A 15,805-nucleotide genomic window follows, 5' to 3' on the forward strand; every position below is an offset into this window, starting at 1 on the left:
CCTCGTGACACTGCGGTATGGTCTGCCGACCCTTGGTACGGCAGATCGAGGAGCGAGCGCGTGTTCAACCGGAACCGAGGCCTGTGGCAGGCGGCGGCCATCGCGTCCATATCGTCGCTGATGGCGGGATGCGGAGTCCTCTCTGCGGACTCCTCCGACGGCAAGGGCCCCATCGTGGTCGGGACGACCAGCGCGCCCAGCACTCTGGATCCCGCAGCTTCCTGGGACCAGTCCTGGGAACTGTTCCGCAACATTTACCAGACGCTGCTCAGCTACCCCGCCGGAGCGACCACTCCGCAGCCGGACGCGGCGGACAGCTGCCGCTTTTCCGACAGCTCGAACACGACGTACACATGTGAGCTGCGCGAGGGCCTGAAGTTCTCCAACGGGCACCCGCTCGACGCCAAGGCCGTCAAGTACTCCATCGACCGGATCCTGAAGATCAACGTCAACGGCGGGCCCGCCGGACTGCTCGGCAGTCTCGCCCGGGTGCAGGCGCTGGGCGACCGGGAGATCGTCTTCCACCTCAACAAGCCCGACGCCACCTTCCCGTTCGTGCTCGCCACCCCCGCCATGTCGATCGTCGACCCCGCGGAGTACCCCGAGAGATCCCTGCGCAAGGGCGACAGCATCGACGGCTCCGGGCCGTACACACTCCAGTCGTACGAGGACGGCAAGAAGGCCGAGCTCGTCAAGAACGGCACTTACCAGGGCTACGCCGAGCGCAAGAACGACGCGGTGACCATCCGCTACTTCCAGGACTCGTCCACCATGGTCACCGCACTGAAGGACAAGCAGGTCGACGTCGCCTTCCGCGGCCTCAACGCGAACGACATCGTCGACCTCCAGCGCCATGACGCGAGCGGGAACCTCCAGCTCATCGAGGGCGCCGGCATCGAGATCAACTACCTGGTGTTCAACCCGAAGGACCCCTGGGCCGCGAAGGTCCCCGTCCGCAGGGCGATCGCCCAGCTCGTCGACCGCGGCGCGATCGCACACAAGGTCTACAAGGACACCGTCGAGCCGCTCTACTCCATGGTCCCCAAGGGCCTGACCGGGCACACCACCGACTTCTTCGACGACTTCGGCAACCCCAGCACCTCCAAGGCCCGCAAGATCCTCGCCGACGCAGGCATCACCCAGCGTGTCCCGCTCACCCTCTGGTACACCACCGACCGCTACGGCTCCTCCACCAAGCTGGAGTTCGCGGAGATCAAGCAGCAGCTGGAGGACTCCGGCCTGTTCACGATCACCCTGAAGAGCCGCCCCTGGAACACGTACGTGAAGGGCTACCAGAACGGCGAGTACCCGGTGTTCGGGCGCGGCTGGTTCCCCGACTTCCCGGACCCCGACAACTTCATCGCGCCGTTCGTCGGCAACCAGAACGCACTCGGCACGCCCTATCCGGCGCCCGAGATCACCGGGAAGCTGCTGCCCCGCTCCCGCAGCGAGAGCGACCGCGCCAACGTGGTCTCGGACTTCGAGCAGGCCCAGCAGATCCTGGTGAACGACGCACGGCTGCTGCCGCTGTGGCAGGGCAAGCAGTACGTGGCCGCGAGCGACGACATCTCCGGTGCGGAGCAGGCGCTGGACCCGTCGACGATCATGCTGATGGGTGAGCTGTCCCGCAAGACCAGCTGGTAGGCGGTGCACTTCCGAGAGCGCGGGGCCGTTGTCAGTGGTCGCCTGTAGGTTCTGTCCCTGGAAGCGACCGCACCCGGTTTACCGCACATCGTAAGGAAGTTGACGTGACCGACATCGCCATGCTGCCCGAGTCCTGGCGCGGGGTCCTGGGCGACGAACTGCAGCAGCCCTACTTCAAGGAGCTCACGGAGTTCGTCGAGGAGGAGCGGGCGAAGGGTCCCGTGTACCCGCCGCGCGAGGAGGTCTTCGCCGCGCTGGACGCCACACCGTACGACCAGGTGAAGGTCCTGGTCCTCGGGCAGGACCCGTACCACGGCGAGGGGCAGGGCCACGGCCTGTGCTTCTCGGTCCGCCCGGGCGTCAGGACCCCGCCGTCGCTGCGCAACATCTACAAGGAGATGAAGGAGGAGCTCGGCCTGCCGGTCCCGGACAACGGCTATCTGATGCCGTGGGCCCGGCAGGGCGTGCTGCTGCTCAACGCGGTGCTCACGGTGCGCGGCGGCGAGGCCAACTCGCACAAGGGCCGCGGCTGGGAGAGGTTCACCGACGCCGTGATCCGCGCGGTGGCCGACCGGCCCGACCCGGCGGTCTTCGTGCTGTGGGGCAACTACGCGCAGAAGAAGCTCCCGCTGATCGACGAGACCCGGCACGTGGTGGTCAAGGGCGCCCACCCCTCCCCGCTGTCGGCGAAGAAGTTCTTCGGCTCCCGTCCGTTCACGCAGATCAACGAGGCTGTGGCCCTCCAGGGGCACCAGCCGATCGACTGGACCATCCCGAATCTGGGCTGACGACCCCGCCGGGCCGGTTCCGCACCGGATCGGCCCGGTGCCGCCTGACCGGGATTGCCGCGGGCGGCGGTTAGCGTCGGTCGGGACAGCCGACCAGCCGGCGAGTGTGTGCGGAGGACGTGGTGGCCAACGGACAGGAGCAGGCGGCGCAGGACGCCGTGATGACGCGGATCGGGCAGGTCGTCATGCTGCATCACGCGGGCGACCGCGAGGAGGCCCGGCACCGCTTCCTCCAGCTGTGGGCGGAGATCGGCGAGCACGGCGATGCCCTGCACCGCTGCACGCTGGCCCACTACATGGCCGACACCCAGGACGACCCCGCGGACGAACTGGCGTGGGACCTGCGGGCGTTGACCGCGGCCGAGGAACTCACGGACGACCGCCTCGCCGAACACGAAGGAACCCTGGCGGTGCGCGCGCTCTACCCCTCGCTGCATCTGAACCTGGCGGCCGACTATGTGAAGCTCGACCGCAGCGGCGCCGCCCGCACCCATCTGCGCCATGCCCGCAGCGCGGCCGAGGCGCTGGCGGACGACAGCTACGGGGACGGGGTGCGGGCGGCGATCGGGCGGCTGGAACTGCGGCTGGGGGAGAGGGGCCCGGACGGCGACGGTCGGTGGGGGCCGCCACGCCAGCGGCCGTAGAGCCTCTCCGGAGCGGCTACGGCCGCCTCAACTGCCGTACGCCTGTTTGCAGATGACCGCCTCCGGGCTGTCGGACCGCCAGCCTCCGTACATCCGGCCGAGGGCGCACATGTCCGTTTGCTTCGGGACCGGCTTGGGCATGTTCGGGACCTCCACGTGCGGCCGCCGATGGTGCCTGGGCTCCGGGTGCGGCGGCCGGGGACGGGGCCGCGGGCGCGAGTGCGGCGCCTCCGGTTGCGCGGCCGGCGGACCCTGCCGCGCGGGCGGCTTGCGCTCCGGCCGTGCGGACGGGGCGGTCCCCACCAGCGCCTCACGGGCCGGCGCCTGCACGATCTGCGGGGTCCCCTGGTCGTCCGGATACGGCGCCGACGGCGGGGACGCTGCAGGAGGCGGCCCGGACGCGGGCGGGCGCTGGATCGTCACACAGCCGGCGAGGGCCGAGACGGCCACGGTGACCAGGAGCGTTGCGGTGGTCGTCGTTCGATGCACCCGCGCAACGATGTCGGGTCGGCGGCTTCGGCGGCAGCGTATGAGCGAAGGATGCCCCGCGCGGGTGATCTCCCGCCCCGTACGGGGGCCGGGGGCGTGCTCCGGGTGACGTCAGTCGCCCGTGGTGCCGTCGAGGCGTTCTCGGAGCAGGTCGGCGTGGCCGTTGTGGCGGGCGTACTCCTCGATCATGTGGGTGTGGATCCAGCGCAGGTTGAAGTGTTCGCCGGTGCGCCGGTGCTTGCCCCTGGAGGTGTCGTCCAGGGCGAAGCGGGCCGCGGTGCGTCGTGCGGCCTCGATCTCGGCCTGCCAGGTGGCGTACGCCTCCGCCCAGGTGTCGGCCTCGGTGAGGTGGAACTCGCCGTCCGGGTCCTCGTCGCTGTAGTAGATCGGGGCCGCGTCCTCGTCCGCGAGCACTCGGCGGTACCAGGACCGCTCCACCTCCGCCATGTGCCGCACCAGCCCCATCAGGGACAGCGTGGACGGCTCCACGGCGGCGGTCCTGAGCTGCGCGTCGGTCAGGCCCTCGCACTTCCGGGCCAGGGTCTGGCGGTGATAGTCCAGCCAGCCGTCCAGCATGGTGCGTTCGTCGGCGGTGGTCGCGGGTTCACGGCGCTCTGTCGTCATGACCGCATCCTTTCCCAACGGATCCGAACCGACCACGCGTTTTCAGCGGCCCGGTCGTGGCCGCGGCCGGTATCCACTCCGCCGTACTACGCTGCCGCCCGCGACCCTCGTCGGCCGGTGGCCGCCGCAGCAGCCGTATGCTTCCGGCAGGACCCGGCAGGCAACCGCTAGAGGAGACCACCCCGTGAAGGTCGGCTGCATCGGACTCGGCGACATCGCGCAAAAGGCCTACCTTCCGGTGCTCGCGGGCCTCCCCGGGATCGAACTGCAGCTGCACACGCGTACGCCCGAGACGCTCGACCGGGTCGGCGACAGCCTCCACCTCCCGGTGGACCACCGGCACGCCACCCTGGACGCGTTGCTCGCCCAGGACCTCGACGCCGCCTTCGTGCACGCGCCCACCATCACGCACCCGGAGATCGTGACCCGGCTGCTGGAGGCGGGGGTGCCGACCTACGTCGACAAGCCCCTCGCCTACGAACTCGCCGAGTCCGAGCGGCTGGTGGCGCTCGCCGAGGAGCGCGACCTCTCGCTCGCGGTCGGCTTCAACAGGCGTTTCGCACCCGGGTACACGCAGTGCGCCGAGCACCCGCGCGAGCTGATCCTCATGCAGAAAAACCGCATCGGGCTGCCGGAGGAGCCGCGCACGATGATCCTCGACGACTTCATCCACGTCGTGGACACGCTGCGCTTCCTGGTGCCGGGGCCCGTCGACGACGTGACGGTACGCGCGCGCGTGGAGGGCGGTCTGCTGCACCATGTGGTGCTGCAGCTGGCCGGGGACGGGTTCACCGCGCTGGGGGTGATGAACCGGCTCAGCGGTTCGGCGGAGGAGATCCTCGAGGTGTCCGGTCAGGACACCAAGCGGCAGGTCCTCAACCTCGCCGAGGTGATCGACCACAAGGGGCAGCCGACCGTGCGCCGGCGCGGCGACTGGGTGCCGGTGGCCCGGCAGCGCGGCATCGAACAGGCGGTGCTGGCCTTCCTCGACGCCGTGCGGGCGGGGAAGGTGCTCAGCGCCCGGGACGCACTGGCGACTCACGAACTGTGCGAGCGGGTGGTACGTGCGGTTGAGGACCGGGCCGCCTGAGCCGGACCGCCCGTACGCCCTCGGACGCGCACCACACGGCGAGGATCAGCAGGGCGCCGTGCACCGGCCAGTCGCCGTAGCGCACGTACGGGGTGGTGCCGTGGGCCAGTGGAATGTCATATGTCGCTGCCGCGCCGGAGCTCGTCCCCATCCAGGACCCCAGTCGCTGCCCACTCGCCCCGTACACGGCCGACACCCCTGTCAGCGTCGCGTGGACCATCGGGCGCCCGGTCTCCGCGGCACGCAGTGCAGCCAGCGAGGCGTGCTGCTCGGGCGCCCAGCTCTGCTGGAACGTAGACGTCGCCGACTGCGCTATCAGCACCTCGGCGCCGTCCTGTGCGAGATGGCGGCTCATGTCGGGGAAAGCCGACTCGAAGCAGACCATCGGGCCTATGCGCAGCCCGTGCCCGACGTTCATCAGGACCTGCTCCGAGCCGCGCCTGCGGTCCTCGCCTGCCGCTTTGCCGACGGAGGTCGCCCACCCCAGCACCGAACGGAAGGGGATGTACTCGCCGAAGGGCACGAGCCGCATCTTGTCGTAGCGGTCGCCGGTCAGCCCGTCCGGGCCGACGAGCACCGAACTCTTGTAGATGCCGGGTTTGTCGGAGCGCCGGGCATCCACGTTGACCAGGATGTCGGCCCCCGTCTCGCGAGAGAGGGCCGCGATGCGTTTCGCCAGGTCGGGGCGTTGGGCGAGGTCGAATCCGACGCTGCTCTCGCCCCACACGATCAGGTTCGGGTGCTGCCGGGCGAGTTGGCGGGTGAGTTGTTCCTCGCGGTCGAAGCGCTTGTCGGGGCCGTTGATGACGCCCGACTGCACGACGGCGATCCGCACCCGGCCGTCGACGTCCGGACGCGGTGACCACACCCAGGCCGCAGAGGTCGCGGTGGCGGTCGCGACCAGGCCCGCCATGGCCGGAACCCAGACCACGGTGGTATGTGACATGCCACTGGCCCACGACACCACCAGCGCTGCGACGGCGACATTGACGGCCACCACCAGGATGCTGAGCAGCCACACCCCGCCGACCGAGGCGAGCCGCAGCGCGGGTTCCACCTGCCACTGACTGGAGCCGAGCATCCCCCACGGGCCGCCCAGTCCCTGCCAGGAACGCACGAGCTCGACCATCAGCCAGGCCGACGGCAGCACGAAGAGCGCGGCCAGGCCGGGCCCTGTCCCGGGCACCCCGCCCAGGAAGCGCCGCACCAGCCAGCCCCACGGCGCCCAGAGCGCGCCCAGCAGCGCGGCGATGAGGAAGATGAACACGTTCAGGCTCGGCAGCAGCCAGTGGTGCACGGCCACCATGTAGCCGAAACCGCCGCACCAGCCGTCGTAGGCGGCCCGTTTCCCGGTGGGTGCGGAGCGGACCAGCACGATCCAGGGGACCAGGGCGACGTAGGCGAACCACCACAGCGAAGGGGCGGGGAACGCGAACACGGGCAAGGCGCCCGTCAGAGCGGCGATCGCCGAGCGCCGCCACGGAGAGGCGAGCCACTGACCGAAGGTCTTCATACGGCTCCTCCCTACCCGGTGGTGGCTCCAGTGTGCGTTCTTTCGGTGATCGTGGACAGAGGGCCCCGGATCATTCGGCCACGGGCGCCACACGCGGCTCGGGAAGGCGCCGCCATTTCTCCTCCACGACGACTTCGCGCAGCCGCCAGCCGTCGTACGTCCGCAGCAAGCCGAAGGCGTACCGGCCGCCGCACACGAAGTCGGGAGCGGTCGCCCCTGAGCCGTCCGCCGCGAACCGCATCGGATTGACGTAGTCGGCGCGCACGCGCGCGGTGTCGCCGATGTCCTGCTCCAGCATCCCGAACCGCACCCGCCGGTTGACGATCAGATGCTGCCGCATCGGAAACAGCAGCATGCTCTCGGCAAGCCACACGGCGACCTGGCCGGCACCTCCCTCGATGCCGCCGGCCGAGCGGTAGTCCGCGCGTCCGTCGGGCGTGAACAGTCCCCGGTACGTCTTCCAGTCACCGTCGTCCACGGCCGCCGCGTAGTCGGTGACGACTTCGTCGACGGCCAGCCGGTCCATCACGGTCGCGAGCTCCACGCGCTGCGTCATCGGCTCAGTGTTGGGCATGTGACGTGCCGGGCCAAGGGGGTGCGCGACGACGACACAACTTCGTTGCCGGCGCCGTCCAACTTCCTTGCCCGCGCCCGTCGTTCGACGTCCGGCGCGTCCGGGTGCGGCCGCTGATTCCTATACTGACCGAATGATCACCATTCCGATCGGCGCGCTCGAAGTGGCCATGGTGCAGTCCGGTGCCCGGGCCGCGGACACCTTACGGGACACCGCCGAGTTCGCCCAGGGCGTCGAAGACCTCGGCTACCTGCGGCTCTGGTACGCCGAGCACCACCACTCCCCGGCCATCGGGGCGTTCCCGCCCGTCGTGCTGACCGCGCACGCGGCCGCGCTGACCTCGTCCATACGCCTCGGTTCCGGGGGTGTGCTGGCCCCGAACCACGCCCCGATCATGCTGGCGGAGCAGTTCGGCACGCTTGCCGCCCTGCACTCCGGCCGGATCGACCTGGGCATCGGCCGCGGGCCTGGCACATTCGACGAGGAGACGGCGCGGGCCCTGCGGCGCGGGGCCGGACCGACGACGGACGACGAGTACCGGGACGACGTGGCGGCGACCCTGCGTTTCCTGGTGGACGAGGTCGCGCTCGGCCCGTTCGGAGCCTTGGCTGCTTGCGTCGAGCACGGGCGGTGCGGCGCTTGCCGCGGAACTGGGACTGCCGCTCGCCTTCGCCCACCACATTCGCCCGGACAACACCCTTGCCGCACTCGATCACTACCGGGCGCATTTCTCCCCGTCCCGCTGGTGCGAGCGCCCCCGGGTGCTGATCTGCGTGGAAACGGTGTGCGCCGAGACGCAGCAGGAAGCGGCCCGGCTGGCCGGCCCGATGCATGTCGTCAGGGCCGGTCTGCTCAAGGGGCGGGGCGACATCCCCTTCCCCACTCCCGAAGAGGCGGCCGCCCACCCGTTCACCGCGGAGGAAGAGCGGGCACTGACGAGCTTCCGCGCTCAACAGGCCCATGGCTCACCGGACGTCGTCGTGAAGCAGTTGGCGGACCTGGTGGAGGTGACTCGCGCGGACGAACTCATGTTGGTCACACCGGTCTACGCGCCGACCGAGCGTCTGCGGTCGTACGAACTCGTCAGACGGCACGCCGTCCCGGCCATGTGACGCCCCACGGGGGATGCCTCCCCTTCAGGCCGCCTTGATGACGTCGCTCTGGATCGCCGCCGCCCACTCGACCACCAACATCTCGTACTCCGCGCGCTCCTGGGCCGACAGGGAGCCGCCCGCGCGCATCCACAGCGCACGGATCTGCTCGTTGACCTCGGCGGCGGAACGCACGGAACCAGGGGTTGAGGAATGGGGGGACATGCACACAAGCCTAGGGGCAAGCACTGACACTGCGCTACCGGACGGCTACCCATGACGTATGTCATTGGTCACGGATTTTCGCGCCGCCGCCCGGAGCTGCAACTTCCGTATCGCGCCGGAGTGTTGAGGTCCGCACTCCTGCCGGAGCGCCGGGCCCTGGTCAGCCCGCCGACTCCGCCGCGTGCGGGCTCAGTGCGCCCGCGGTGACCAGGGCGATGATGACGATGCCCAGCGCGATGCGGTACCAGACGAAGGGCATGAAGCTCCTGGTCGAGATGAACCTCATGAACCATGCGATGACGGCGTACCCGGACGCGAAGGCGATCACTGTCGCCAGCAGCGTCGGGCCCCAGGAGACATGGCCGCTCTCCAGCGCGTCCTTGGTCTCGAACAGGCCGGAGGCCAGCACCGCGGGAACGGCGAGGAGGAAGGAGTAGCGGGCCGCGGCCTCGCGACGGTAGCCCATGAACAGGCCGCCGCTGATGGTGGCTCCGGAGCGGGAGACGCCCGGGATCAGCGCTGCCGACTGGCACAGGCCGTAGACGAGGCCGTCCTTCACACCCAGGTTCTCGAGCGTCTTGCGCTGCTTGGGCGCCCGGTGCCGGCCGCCCGTCTCGTCGCGGGCCGCGAGCCGGTCGGCGATGCCGATCACCACACCGACGACGATCAGCATCGTCGCGGTGATCCGCAGATCGCGGAACGGCCCCTCGATCTGGTCCTTGAACAGCAGCCCGAGCACACCGATCGGGATCGAGCCGACGATCACCAGCCAGCCGATCTGCGCGTCGTGGTCGCGGCGCATCTCCTTGTTCACCAGCGAGCGCGCCCAGGCCGAGACGATCCGCCCGATGTCCCTGCGGAAGTAGATCAGCACGGCGGTCTCCGTGCCGATCTGCGTGATCGCCGTGAAGGCCGCGCCGGGGTCCTTCCAGCCGGAGAAGGCGGCGGTCAGCCGCAGATGCGCGCTGGAGGAGACGGGGAGGAACTCGGTCAGCCCCTGGACGAGTCCGAGGATGAGGGATTCAAACCAAGACATGGATGTACGGCGTCCAAGTGCTGATCGTGGCAGGCGCGACGGGGCGCCATGCCGGCGGGCGTCGTGATCACGGGTGTGCAGGGCAGCCTAACCTCCGGCGTCGGCAGGCCCCGCACAGGGGTTTCGGGGGCAGCGGGCGGCCTTGGGTTCTGGGTGGTTGACCAGGTGTGGGGGCGGAGCTTACGTTTCTGGGAGGAGAAAGCGCTTGCTGACGCTGCTCCTCCTCGTAGCTTGTCGTTTCCCGGAGGAGTGCTGATCAGGTCCATGCCCACGTCCGAGACCCATCCCGGGACGTCCCAGGCCCCCGTCGCCCCGCTCGCCGGCCGGCGCATCCGGGCCGCCGTCATCGGCACCGGCGCCATCGGGCGGGGCTCGCACCTGCCCGCCCTGGCCAGGCTCGCCGAGGAGGGCGAGGTGGAGGTCGTCGCCGCCGTCGACATCGATGCGACCGCGGTCGAGGAGTTCTGCCGGGCGACCGGGATCCCGCACGCCTACACCGACCTGGAGCAGCTGCTGCGCGAGCAGCGCCCCGACCTGGTGAGCGTCTGCACCCCGCCGACGCTGCACCGCGAGCAGACCATCGCCGCCCTGCGCGCCGGGGCGTGGGTGTGGTGCGAGAAGCCGCCGGTGCCGACGCTCGCCGACTACGACGCGGTGGAGGCCGAGGAGGGCGAGGACGGCGGTCCGTACGCGTCGATCGTCTTCCAGCACCGCTTCGGCTCCGGTTCCCGGCACGTACGGCGGCTGCTCGCCGAGCAGGCCATGGGCCGGCCGCTGGTCGCGCACTGCCAGACCACCTGGTACCGCGACACCGCCTACTACGCCGTGCCCTGGCGCGGCCGCTGGGCGACCGAGGGCGGCGGCCCCGCCATGGGCCACGGCATCCACCAGATGGACCTCCTGCTGGACCTGCTCGGCCCGTGGCGCGAGGTGCGCGCGATGGCCGGGCGGCTGGTGCACGACGTGGAGACCGAGGACGTCTCCACCGCTCTGATCCGCTTCGAGAACGGCGCGATGGCGACGGTCGTCAACAGCGTCCTGAGCCCCGACGAGGTCAGCCGCATCCGCATCGACTGCGAGCGCGCCACGGTCGAGCTCACCCACCTCTACGGCCACTCCAACGAGAACTGGCGCATCACCCCGGCCCCCGGCGTGCCCGGCGAGGAGGCTGCCGCCTGGCAGGACTTCGGCGCGGACGTGCCCAGCTCGCACCTGGAACAGCTGCGGGAGCTGGTCGCGAGCATGCGCGCGGGGGAGCGGCCGCGCAGCAGCGGCGCCGACGGGCGCACCAGCCTGGAGCTGATCGCCGCGATCTACAAGGCGGCCTTCACGGACACCACGGTCAAGGCCGGCGAGATCGGCCCCGGCGACCCGTTCCACACGGCGATGCACGGCGGAGCGCCCGGCTGGGCACCCGCTGCACTCGTGGCGGCCGAGGAGGTGTCCGCATGACCGGGTTGCGTGTCGTGCACGCCCACGGCGACCGCATCACGATCACCGAACGGGCCGGCGGCGTCGAGCTGTTGAGCTACGTGTACGCCCCGGAAGCGGCCTGGGAGTCCCCCAAGCCGTACATCCACCCCCTGCGCACCCTGGCGGGCGAGGTCGTCACCGACTACCGGCCCAACGACCACCGCTGGCACAAGGGCCTGCAGCTGACCGCCTCGCACCTGTCGGGTGCCAACCTCTGGGGCGGCAACTCCTACGTTCACGGCGAGGGCTACCTCGAACTGCCCGATCGCGTCGGGTCGATGGCCCACGTCGCCTTCGACGAGGTGGCGGTTCACGACGACCGCGCAGTGATCGCTCAGCGGCTGACCTGGCACCCGTACAGCGGGGAGCTGTGGGCCGACGAGGAGCGTCGTATCGAGATCCACGACGTCGACGCGGAGTCCGGCTCCTGGGCGCTGACCTGGACCAGCGCCGTCACCAACCGCCGGGACGAGCCGCTGCGCTTCGGCAGCCCGACCACCGCGGGACGTGAAATGGCCGGCTACACCGGCCTGTTCTGGCGCGGCCCGCGCGCCTTCCGCGACGGCCGGATCATCGGGCCCGACGGCGAGGGCCCCGGCCTGATGGGCGAGCAGTCGCCGTGGCTCGCCTTCTTGGGCGAACACGACGGCAGGGACGGCCACGCGACCCTCGTCTTCGCCCACGCCCCCGAGAACGACCACCTGGGCGAGCGGGGCACCCACCCCGCCCACTGGTTCGTACGCAACGAGCCGTTCGCCGCCGTCGCCCCGTCCTGGGCGTTCTACGACGAACTGGAACTCGCTCCCGGCGACACCCTCACCCGCCGCTACCGGATCGTGGTGGCCGACGGGTCGTGGGAGCGGGAGGAGATCACCAAGTACCTGGAGGCGCATCCGTGGTGACCACAGGGGAGTTCACGGGCCTGCCGGGCTCAGTCGCCGTCTCGCACCTGTCCGTCTACGACTGGCCGGCCGTCGACGGCGTCTGCGGCGGGACTCCCCATATGCACCTGACCTGTTCGGAGGCGTATGTCGTCACCGGCGGCCGGGGTGCGGTGCAGACCCTCACGACGTCCGGGTACGAGGTCACGCCCCTCGTACCCGGCACGGTCGCCTGGTTCACGCCGGGCACCATCCACCGCCTGGTCAACGAGGACGCCCTGCGCATCACGGTCCTGATGCAGAACAGCGGCCTTCCGGAGGCGGGCGACGCGGTCCTGACGCTGCCGCCGCGGTACCTGGGCGACGCGGAGACGTACGCCGCCGCGACCAGGATCCCGACGGATGTGCCGGAGGAGGAGCAGGAGCGGTTCGCCCGAGCTCGCCGGGACCTCGCCCTGCAGGGCTACCGGGCGCTGCGCGACGCGGACGGGCCCGAGGCGCTGGCCGCCTTCCACCGCGCCGCAGCGGCACTGGTACGCCCCCGGCTCGCCGAGTGGCGGGAACGCTGGCGACGGGGAGCGGAGGCGGCCGCCGCAGCCACGGGGGAGCAGCTCGACCGCCTGGAGAAGGGCGACGCAGGCCACCTCGCGGAGGCTGTCGTCAGGGCCGAACTTCCTTCGGCGCACGGGAAGTTCGGGATGTGCGGGCGGTTGGACGTGTACCGGGCCGACTAGGACCTGCCGCCTTGGGGCCTCACGGCGCCGCAACAGGCGTGGGCGATGCGGTGCGCAGTGCTGCGCTCTGCAGTGCCGTGATGCGCTGGATCACGAACACCGCGAGCACGGCCGCGGCCAGGTTGAGCGCCTCCGTCACCACCAGGTGGGGCATCCAGGTCCCGCCCCCGAACCGGGTTGCCATGCCGATCGCGGTGTGCCCGGCCCAGGCCGCCCACCAGACGTTCACCAGGACCTCGTCGCGGCCCGTCTCCGCCGTCCCGAGGCTGCTCGCACGGTGGACCTCCAGGACGAGTTCGCGCGGAACCCACAGGTTGACCACCGGTATCAGCCAGGCCACGACGGCCCACACGCCGGGTTGCGAGGCGGCCCCCGGTGAAAGGACCCGTGCGTTTCGCCGGCAGCGGCTGAACCACACCAGGAAGACCACGGCCGCCGCGGCCAGGAGGTTCACGAACACCATCGATCTGAAGCCCGACTCGTTCAGCGACGCGTTCGTGGGGTGCAGCCCGTGAGCTCTGAGGGCCAGTACCCGGAAGACGTCCGCGACGGCTGCCGCGGCGATCGCGGCCTGCGCGAAGCGGGCGAGGAGCCATGGTGCGTTCATGACAGGGGTAGTGGAGTCGGCCGGGTTGTTCACAGTGGGAGACCTGCTTCTCACGGGCGGCCCGCACTCTGGCGGCGCAGCGGCGGGAATGAGCGCCTCGGATCATGTATCCCTCCTGGCTCTCGAGAGCCGGGTTCGCCGCAGGATCAGCAGCTGTGGGGCGAAGCGCGCCCGAAGATCTCGGTTTCTCCGGGTCAGGCCGCCGATGGCCCCTTCACCGTCCACCCCTCGGCCTGCGGATGGGCGGTGAGGTCCTCGTGGTGCACCGGATTGCCGCAGGCCTGGCATGTGACGACCGGGACTAGTTCGTTGCCGCAGATGTGCTCGACCACCATGGGGAGGTCGACTCCGTTGCGGAGGTGGCGGTCGCCCCACTCCTTGAGGGTCATCAGGACCGGCTCCAACTCGAGGCCTGCCTGAGTGGGCCGGTACTCGAAGCGCTGCGGCCGCTCGCTGTAGGCGCGCTTCGTCAGGATCCCGGCGTCCACGAGGCGGCGCAGACGGGCGGCCAGGACGTCGCGCGGGGCGGCGATGTTGCGTACCAGCTGGTCGAACCGCCCGTTGCCCAGGCACACCTCGCGCACGACGAGCAGGGAGTACTTCTCGCCCACCAGCGCCAGGGTGTCGGCGATGGAGCAGGGGCGCGGGTCTTTGGTGGCGGCCATGACGCCCAGTCTAGGGGAGGGTTTGTTTTTCCAACCTACGGAGCTATGGTGAGTTTGGATTTCCTACTCACGAGTAGTTCCCGTTCGATTCGCCGTGGAGGCATGCACATGCGTGACGCAGTCATCGTCGAAGCCGTACGCACCCCGATCGGCAAGGGCAAGCCGGGCGGCGCCCTCGCGCACGTCCACCCCGTCGAGCTCCTCGCCCACACCCTGCGCACCCTCGTCGACCGCTCCGGCGTCGACCCGGCACTGATCGACGACGTCATCGGCGGCACCGTCGACCAGGTCGGCGAGCAGGCCATGAACACCACCCGCTACGCCGTGCTGTCGGCGGGCTTCCCGGAGACCGTCCCGGCGACCACCGTGGACCGCCAGTGCGGCTCCTCCCAGCAGGCCGTGCACTTCGCCGCGCAGGGCGTCATCTCGGGCGCCTACGACCTCGTCGTCGCCTGTGGTGTGGAGTCGATGAGCCGGGTGCCGATGTGGTCGAACGTGCCGCCCGGCAAGGACCCCTTCGGCCCCGGCGTCGCCGAGCGCTACCCGGAGGGCCTGGTCCCGCAGGGCATCAGCGCCGAACTCATCGCCGCCAAGTGGTCGATCACTCGCGACCGGATGGACGCCTTCGCGGTCTCCTCGCACCGCAAGGCCGCCGAGTCCTGGGCCAACGGTCTCTTCGACAGCGAGGTCGCGCCCCTGGAGGGCGTCACGCGCGACGAGTGCGTACGGCCGGACAGCACCACCGAGATACTCGCCGGGCTCCGGCCCGCCTACCACGACCCGGCCTTCGCCGAGCGCTTCCCGCAGATCGAATGGAACGTCACCGCGGGCAACGCCAGCCCCGTCAACGACGGCGCCTCCGCCGTGCTGATCACCTCCAGCGAGACCGCGGCCCGCCTCGGCCTGCGCCCGCTCGCCCGGCTGCACAGCTTCGCCGTCACCGGCTCCGACCCGCTGCTGATGCTCACGGGCGTCATACCGGCGACCGAGAAGGTGCTGCGCAGGGCCGGCCTGGCCCTCGACGACATCGACCTGTTCGAGGTCAACGAGGCGTTCTCCAGCGTCGTCCTGGCCTGGCAGCAGGAGACCGGCGCCGACCTCGCCAAGGTCAACGTGCACGGCGGCGCGATCGCGATCGGTCACCCGCTCGGGGCCAGCGGCACCCGTCTGACGACCACCCTCGTGCACGCCATGCGCGCGCGTGGCGCACGCTACGCCCTGCAGACGATGTGCGAGGCGGGCGGACTGGCCAACGCGATGATCCTGGAAGGCGTTTGACATGCTCCTCGTCCTGAAGGACGAGGACTCTGGTCCTCTCCACTGGTTGCTGTGCCGCTACGCGGCACGGTTTCCGGTCGGGAGTCCGTGGCTTCCTGTTTCTTTGCGCTGTGCCGGGATTACTCCCGGTCTTACCGGCGCTCCGCAGCGCTGACACCGCCAGTCCGGTGGCCGTTTTCACGTTGAGTGCGGCGTTGGTGTCGCGGTCGTGGACGGTGCCGCAGGCGGTGCAGGTCCAATCCCGGACGTTGAGGGGTTCGGGTCCGTCCTTGACCCCGCAAGTGGAGCAGGTCTGGGAGGTCGGCTCGAACCGGCAGATCTTGACCAAAGTACGGCCGTAGCGCTGGGCTTTGTAGCAAGGCCGGGAAGTTAAGGCTGGCTGGGGCGCTGTCCAGGCGCGGGTGGGCGTGCTGGCCCTGCGGTGAATGACGAACGGGACCGCTGGTAGA

16 protein-coding genes and 2 pseudogenes are annotated in these 15,805 nt (G+C 70.4%); 9 read left to right on the forward strand and 9 right to left on the reverse strand.

The features are described 5' to 3' along the window. Positions 1-60: 60 nt before the first annotated feature. The 3 genes from AB0N07_RS28250 to AB0N07_RS28260 all read left to right on the forward strand — a co-directional run bounded on the left by AB0N07_RS28250 (position 61) and on the right by AB0N07_RS28260 (position 3,076). Positions 61-1,644 (forward strand): ABC transporter substrate-binding protein, encoded by a 1,584-nt coding sequence (locus AB0N07_RS28250; protein ID WP_365839722.1) that lies wholly within the window; start codon positions 61-63, stop codon positions 1,642-1,644. A 104-nt stretch (positions 1,645-1,748) separates the two neighbouring features. Continuing rightward, entirely contained in the window at positions 1,749-2,432 is a 684-nt protein-coding gene (gene ung / locus AB0N07_RS28255) for a uracil-DNA glycosylase (RefSeq protein ID WP_365839724.1), read from the forward strand. A 122-nt stretch (positions 2,433-2,554) separates the two neighbouring features. Continuing rightward, on the forward strand, positions 2,555-3,076 hold the full coding sequence (locus AB0N07_RS28260; RefSeq protein ID WP_365839726.1) for a hypothetical protein: 522 nt from the start codon (positions 2,555-2,557) through the stop codon (positions 3,074-3,076). Positions 3,077-3,103: 27 nt separating this feature from the next. On the opposite strand, the gene AB0N07_RS28265 is transcribed toward AB0N07_RS28260, so the two are convergent. Both AB0N07_RS28265 and AB0N07_RS28270 read right to left on the reverse strand, forming a co-directional pair. Continuing rightward, positions 3,104-3,565 (reverse strand): hypothetical protein, encoded by a 462-nt coding sequence (locus AB0N07_RS28265; RefSeq protein WP_365839728.1) that lies wholly within the window; start codon positions 3,563-3,565, stop codon positions 3,104-3,106. A gap of 111 nt (positions 3,566-3,676) precedes the next feature. Further along, positions 3,677-4,189, reverse strand: coding sequence for a DinB family protein (locus AB0N07_RS28270; RefSeq protein WP_365839730.1), 513 nt, complete (start codon positions 4,187-4,189; stop codon positions 3,677-3,679). Positions 4,190-4,373: 184 nt separating this feature from the next. Between AB0N07_RS28270 and AB0N07_RS28275 the strand changes: the two genes are divergently transcribed. Continuing rightward, a complete protein-coding gene (locus AB0N07_RS28275; RefSeq protein ID WP_365839732.1) occupies positions 4,374-5,279 on the forward strand; it encodes a Gfo/Idh/MocA family oxidoreductase in 906 nt (301 codons plus the stop codon). Here AB0N07_RS28275 and lnt read toward each other — a convergent pair. Together lnt and AB0N07_RS28285 are read right to left on the reverse strand one after the other, a co-directional pair. Continuing rightward, entirely contained in the window at positions 5,203-6,792 is a 1,590-nt protein-coding gene (gene lnt / locus AB0N07_RS28280; RefSeq protein WP_365839734.1) for an apolipoprotein N-acyltransferase, read from the reverse strand. The genes AB0N07_RS28275 and lnt overlap by 77 nt on opposite strands. A gap of 70 nt (positions 6,793-6,862) precedes the next feature. Continuing rightward, positions 6,863-7,348, reverse strand: a complete 486-nt coding sequence (locus AB0N07_RS28285) for a nuclear transport factor 2 family protein (protein ID WP_365839736.1) — start codon at positions 7,346-7,348, stop codon at positions 6,863-6,865. Positions 7,349-7,499: 151 nt separating this feature from the next. On the opposite strand from AB0N07_RS28285, the pseudogene AB0N07_RS28290 reads away from it, so the two are divergent. After that, a pseudogene (locus tag AB0N07_RS28290) lies at positions 7,500-8,478 on the forward strand (LLM class flavin-dependent oxidoreductase). A gap of 24 nt (positions 8,479-8,502) precedes the next feature. Here the strand turns inward: AB0N07_RS28290 and AB0N07_RS28295 are convergent. Together AB0N07_RS28295 and AB0N07_RS28300 are read right to left on the reverse strand one after the other, a co-directional pair. Beyond that, positions 8,503-8,682 carry a hypothetical protein gene (locus tag AB0N07_RS28295; RefSeq protein ID WP_365839738.1) on the reverse strand — a complete coding sequence of 60 codons (180 nt, stop codon included), beginning with the start codon at positions 8,680-8,682 and terminating at the stop codon, positions 8,503-8,505. 160 nt (positions 8,683-8,842) lie between these two features. Next, a complete protein-coding gene (locus AB0N07_RS28300; RefSeq protein ID WP_365839740.1) occupies positions 8,843-9,718 on the reverse strand; it encodes an undecaprenyl-diphosphate phosphatase in 876 nt (291 codons plus the stop codon). Positions 9,719-9,982: 264 nt separating this feature from the next. Here AB0N07_RS28300 and AB0N07_RS28305 point away from each other — a divergent pair, with 264 nt between their 5' ends. The 3 genes from AB0N07_RS28305 to AB0N07_RS28315 are packed head-to-tail and all read left to right on the forward strand — an operon-like array spanning position 9,983 to position 12,806. Then, complete coding sequence (locus tag AB0N07_RS28305; protein WP_365839742.1) at positions 9,983-11,170, forward strand: Gfo/Idh/MocA family oxidoreductase; 1,188 nt, start codon at positions 9,983-9,985, stop codon at positions 11,168-11,170. Then, a complete protein-coding gene (locus AB0N07_RS28310; RefSeq protein WP_365839744.1) occupies positions 11,167-12,093 on the forward strand; it encodes a PmoA family protein in 927 nt (308 codons plus the stop codon). The genes AB0N07_RS28305 and AB0N07_RS28310 overlap by 4 nt, the downstream gene beginning before the upstream one ends. Continuing rightward, a complete protein-coding gene (locus AB0N07_RS28315; RefSeq protein ID WP_365839746.1) occupies positions 12,087-12,806 on the forward strand; it encodes a cupin in 720 nt (239 codons plus the stop codon). The genes AB0N07_RS28310 and AB0N07_RS28315 overlap by 7 nt, the downstream gene beginning before the upstream one ends. A gap of 19 nt (positions 12,807-12,825) precedes the next feature. Here the strand turns inward: AB0N07_RS28315 and AB0N07_RS28320 are convergent, their stop codons facing one another. Next, positions 12,826-13,413 carry a DUF4328 domain-containing protein gene (locus AB0N07_RS28320; protein ID WP_365839748.1) on the reverse strand — a complete coding sequence of 196 codons (588 nt, stop codon included), beginning with the start codon at positions 13,411-13,413 and terminating at the stop codon, positions 12,826-12,828. Positions 13,414-13,607: 194 nt separating this feature from the next. After that, complete coding sequence (locus tag AB0N07_RS28325) at positions 13,608-14,078, reverse strand: helix-turn-helix domain-containing protein (RefSeq protein ID WP_365839750.1); 471 nt, start codon at positions 14,076-14,078, stop codon at positions 13,608-13,610. 108 nt (positions 14,079-14,186) lie between these two features. Here AB0N07_RS28325 and AB0N07_RS28330 point away from each other — a divergent pair, with 108 nt between their 5' ends. After that, entirely contained in the window at positions 14,187-15,356 is a 1,170-nt protein-coding gene (locus AB0N07_RS28330) for a thiolase family protein (RefSeq protein WP_365839752.1), read from the forward strand. 57 nt (positions 15,357-15,413) lie between these two features. Here AB0N07_RS28330 and AB0N07_RS28335 read toward each other — a convergent pair. Then, a pseudogene (locus tag AB0N07_RS28335) lies at positions 15,414-15,711 on the reverse strand (zinc ribbon domain-containing protein); the annotation flags it as partial. Positions 15,712-15,805 lie beyond the last annotated feature (94 nt).

It is taken from the genome of Streptomyces sp. NPDC051172 (assembly GCF_040682555.1).
In the GTDB taxonomy this organism is placed as follows: Bacteria; Actinomycetota; Actinomycetes; order Streptomycetales; family Streptomycetaceae; genus Streptomyces.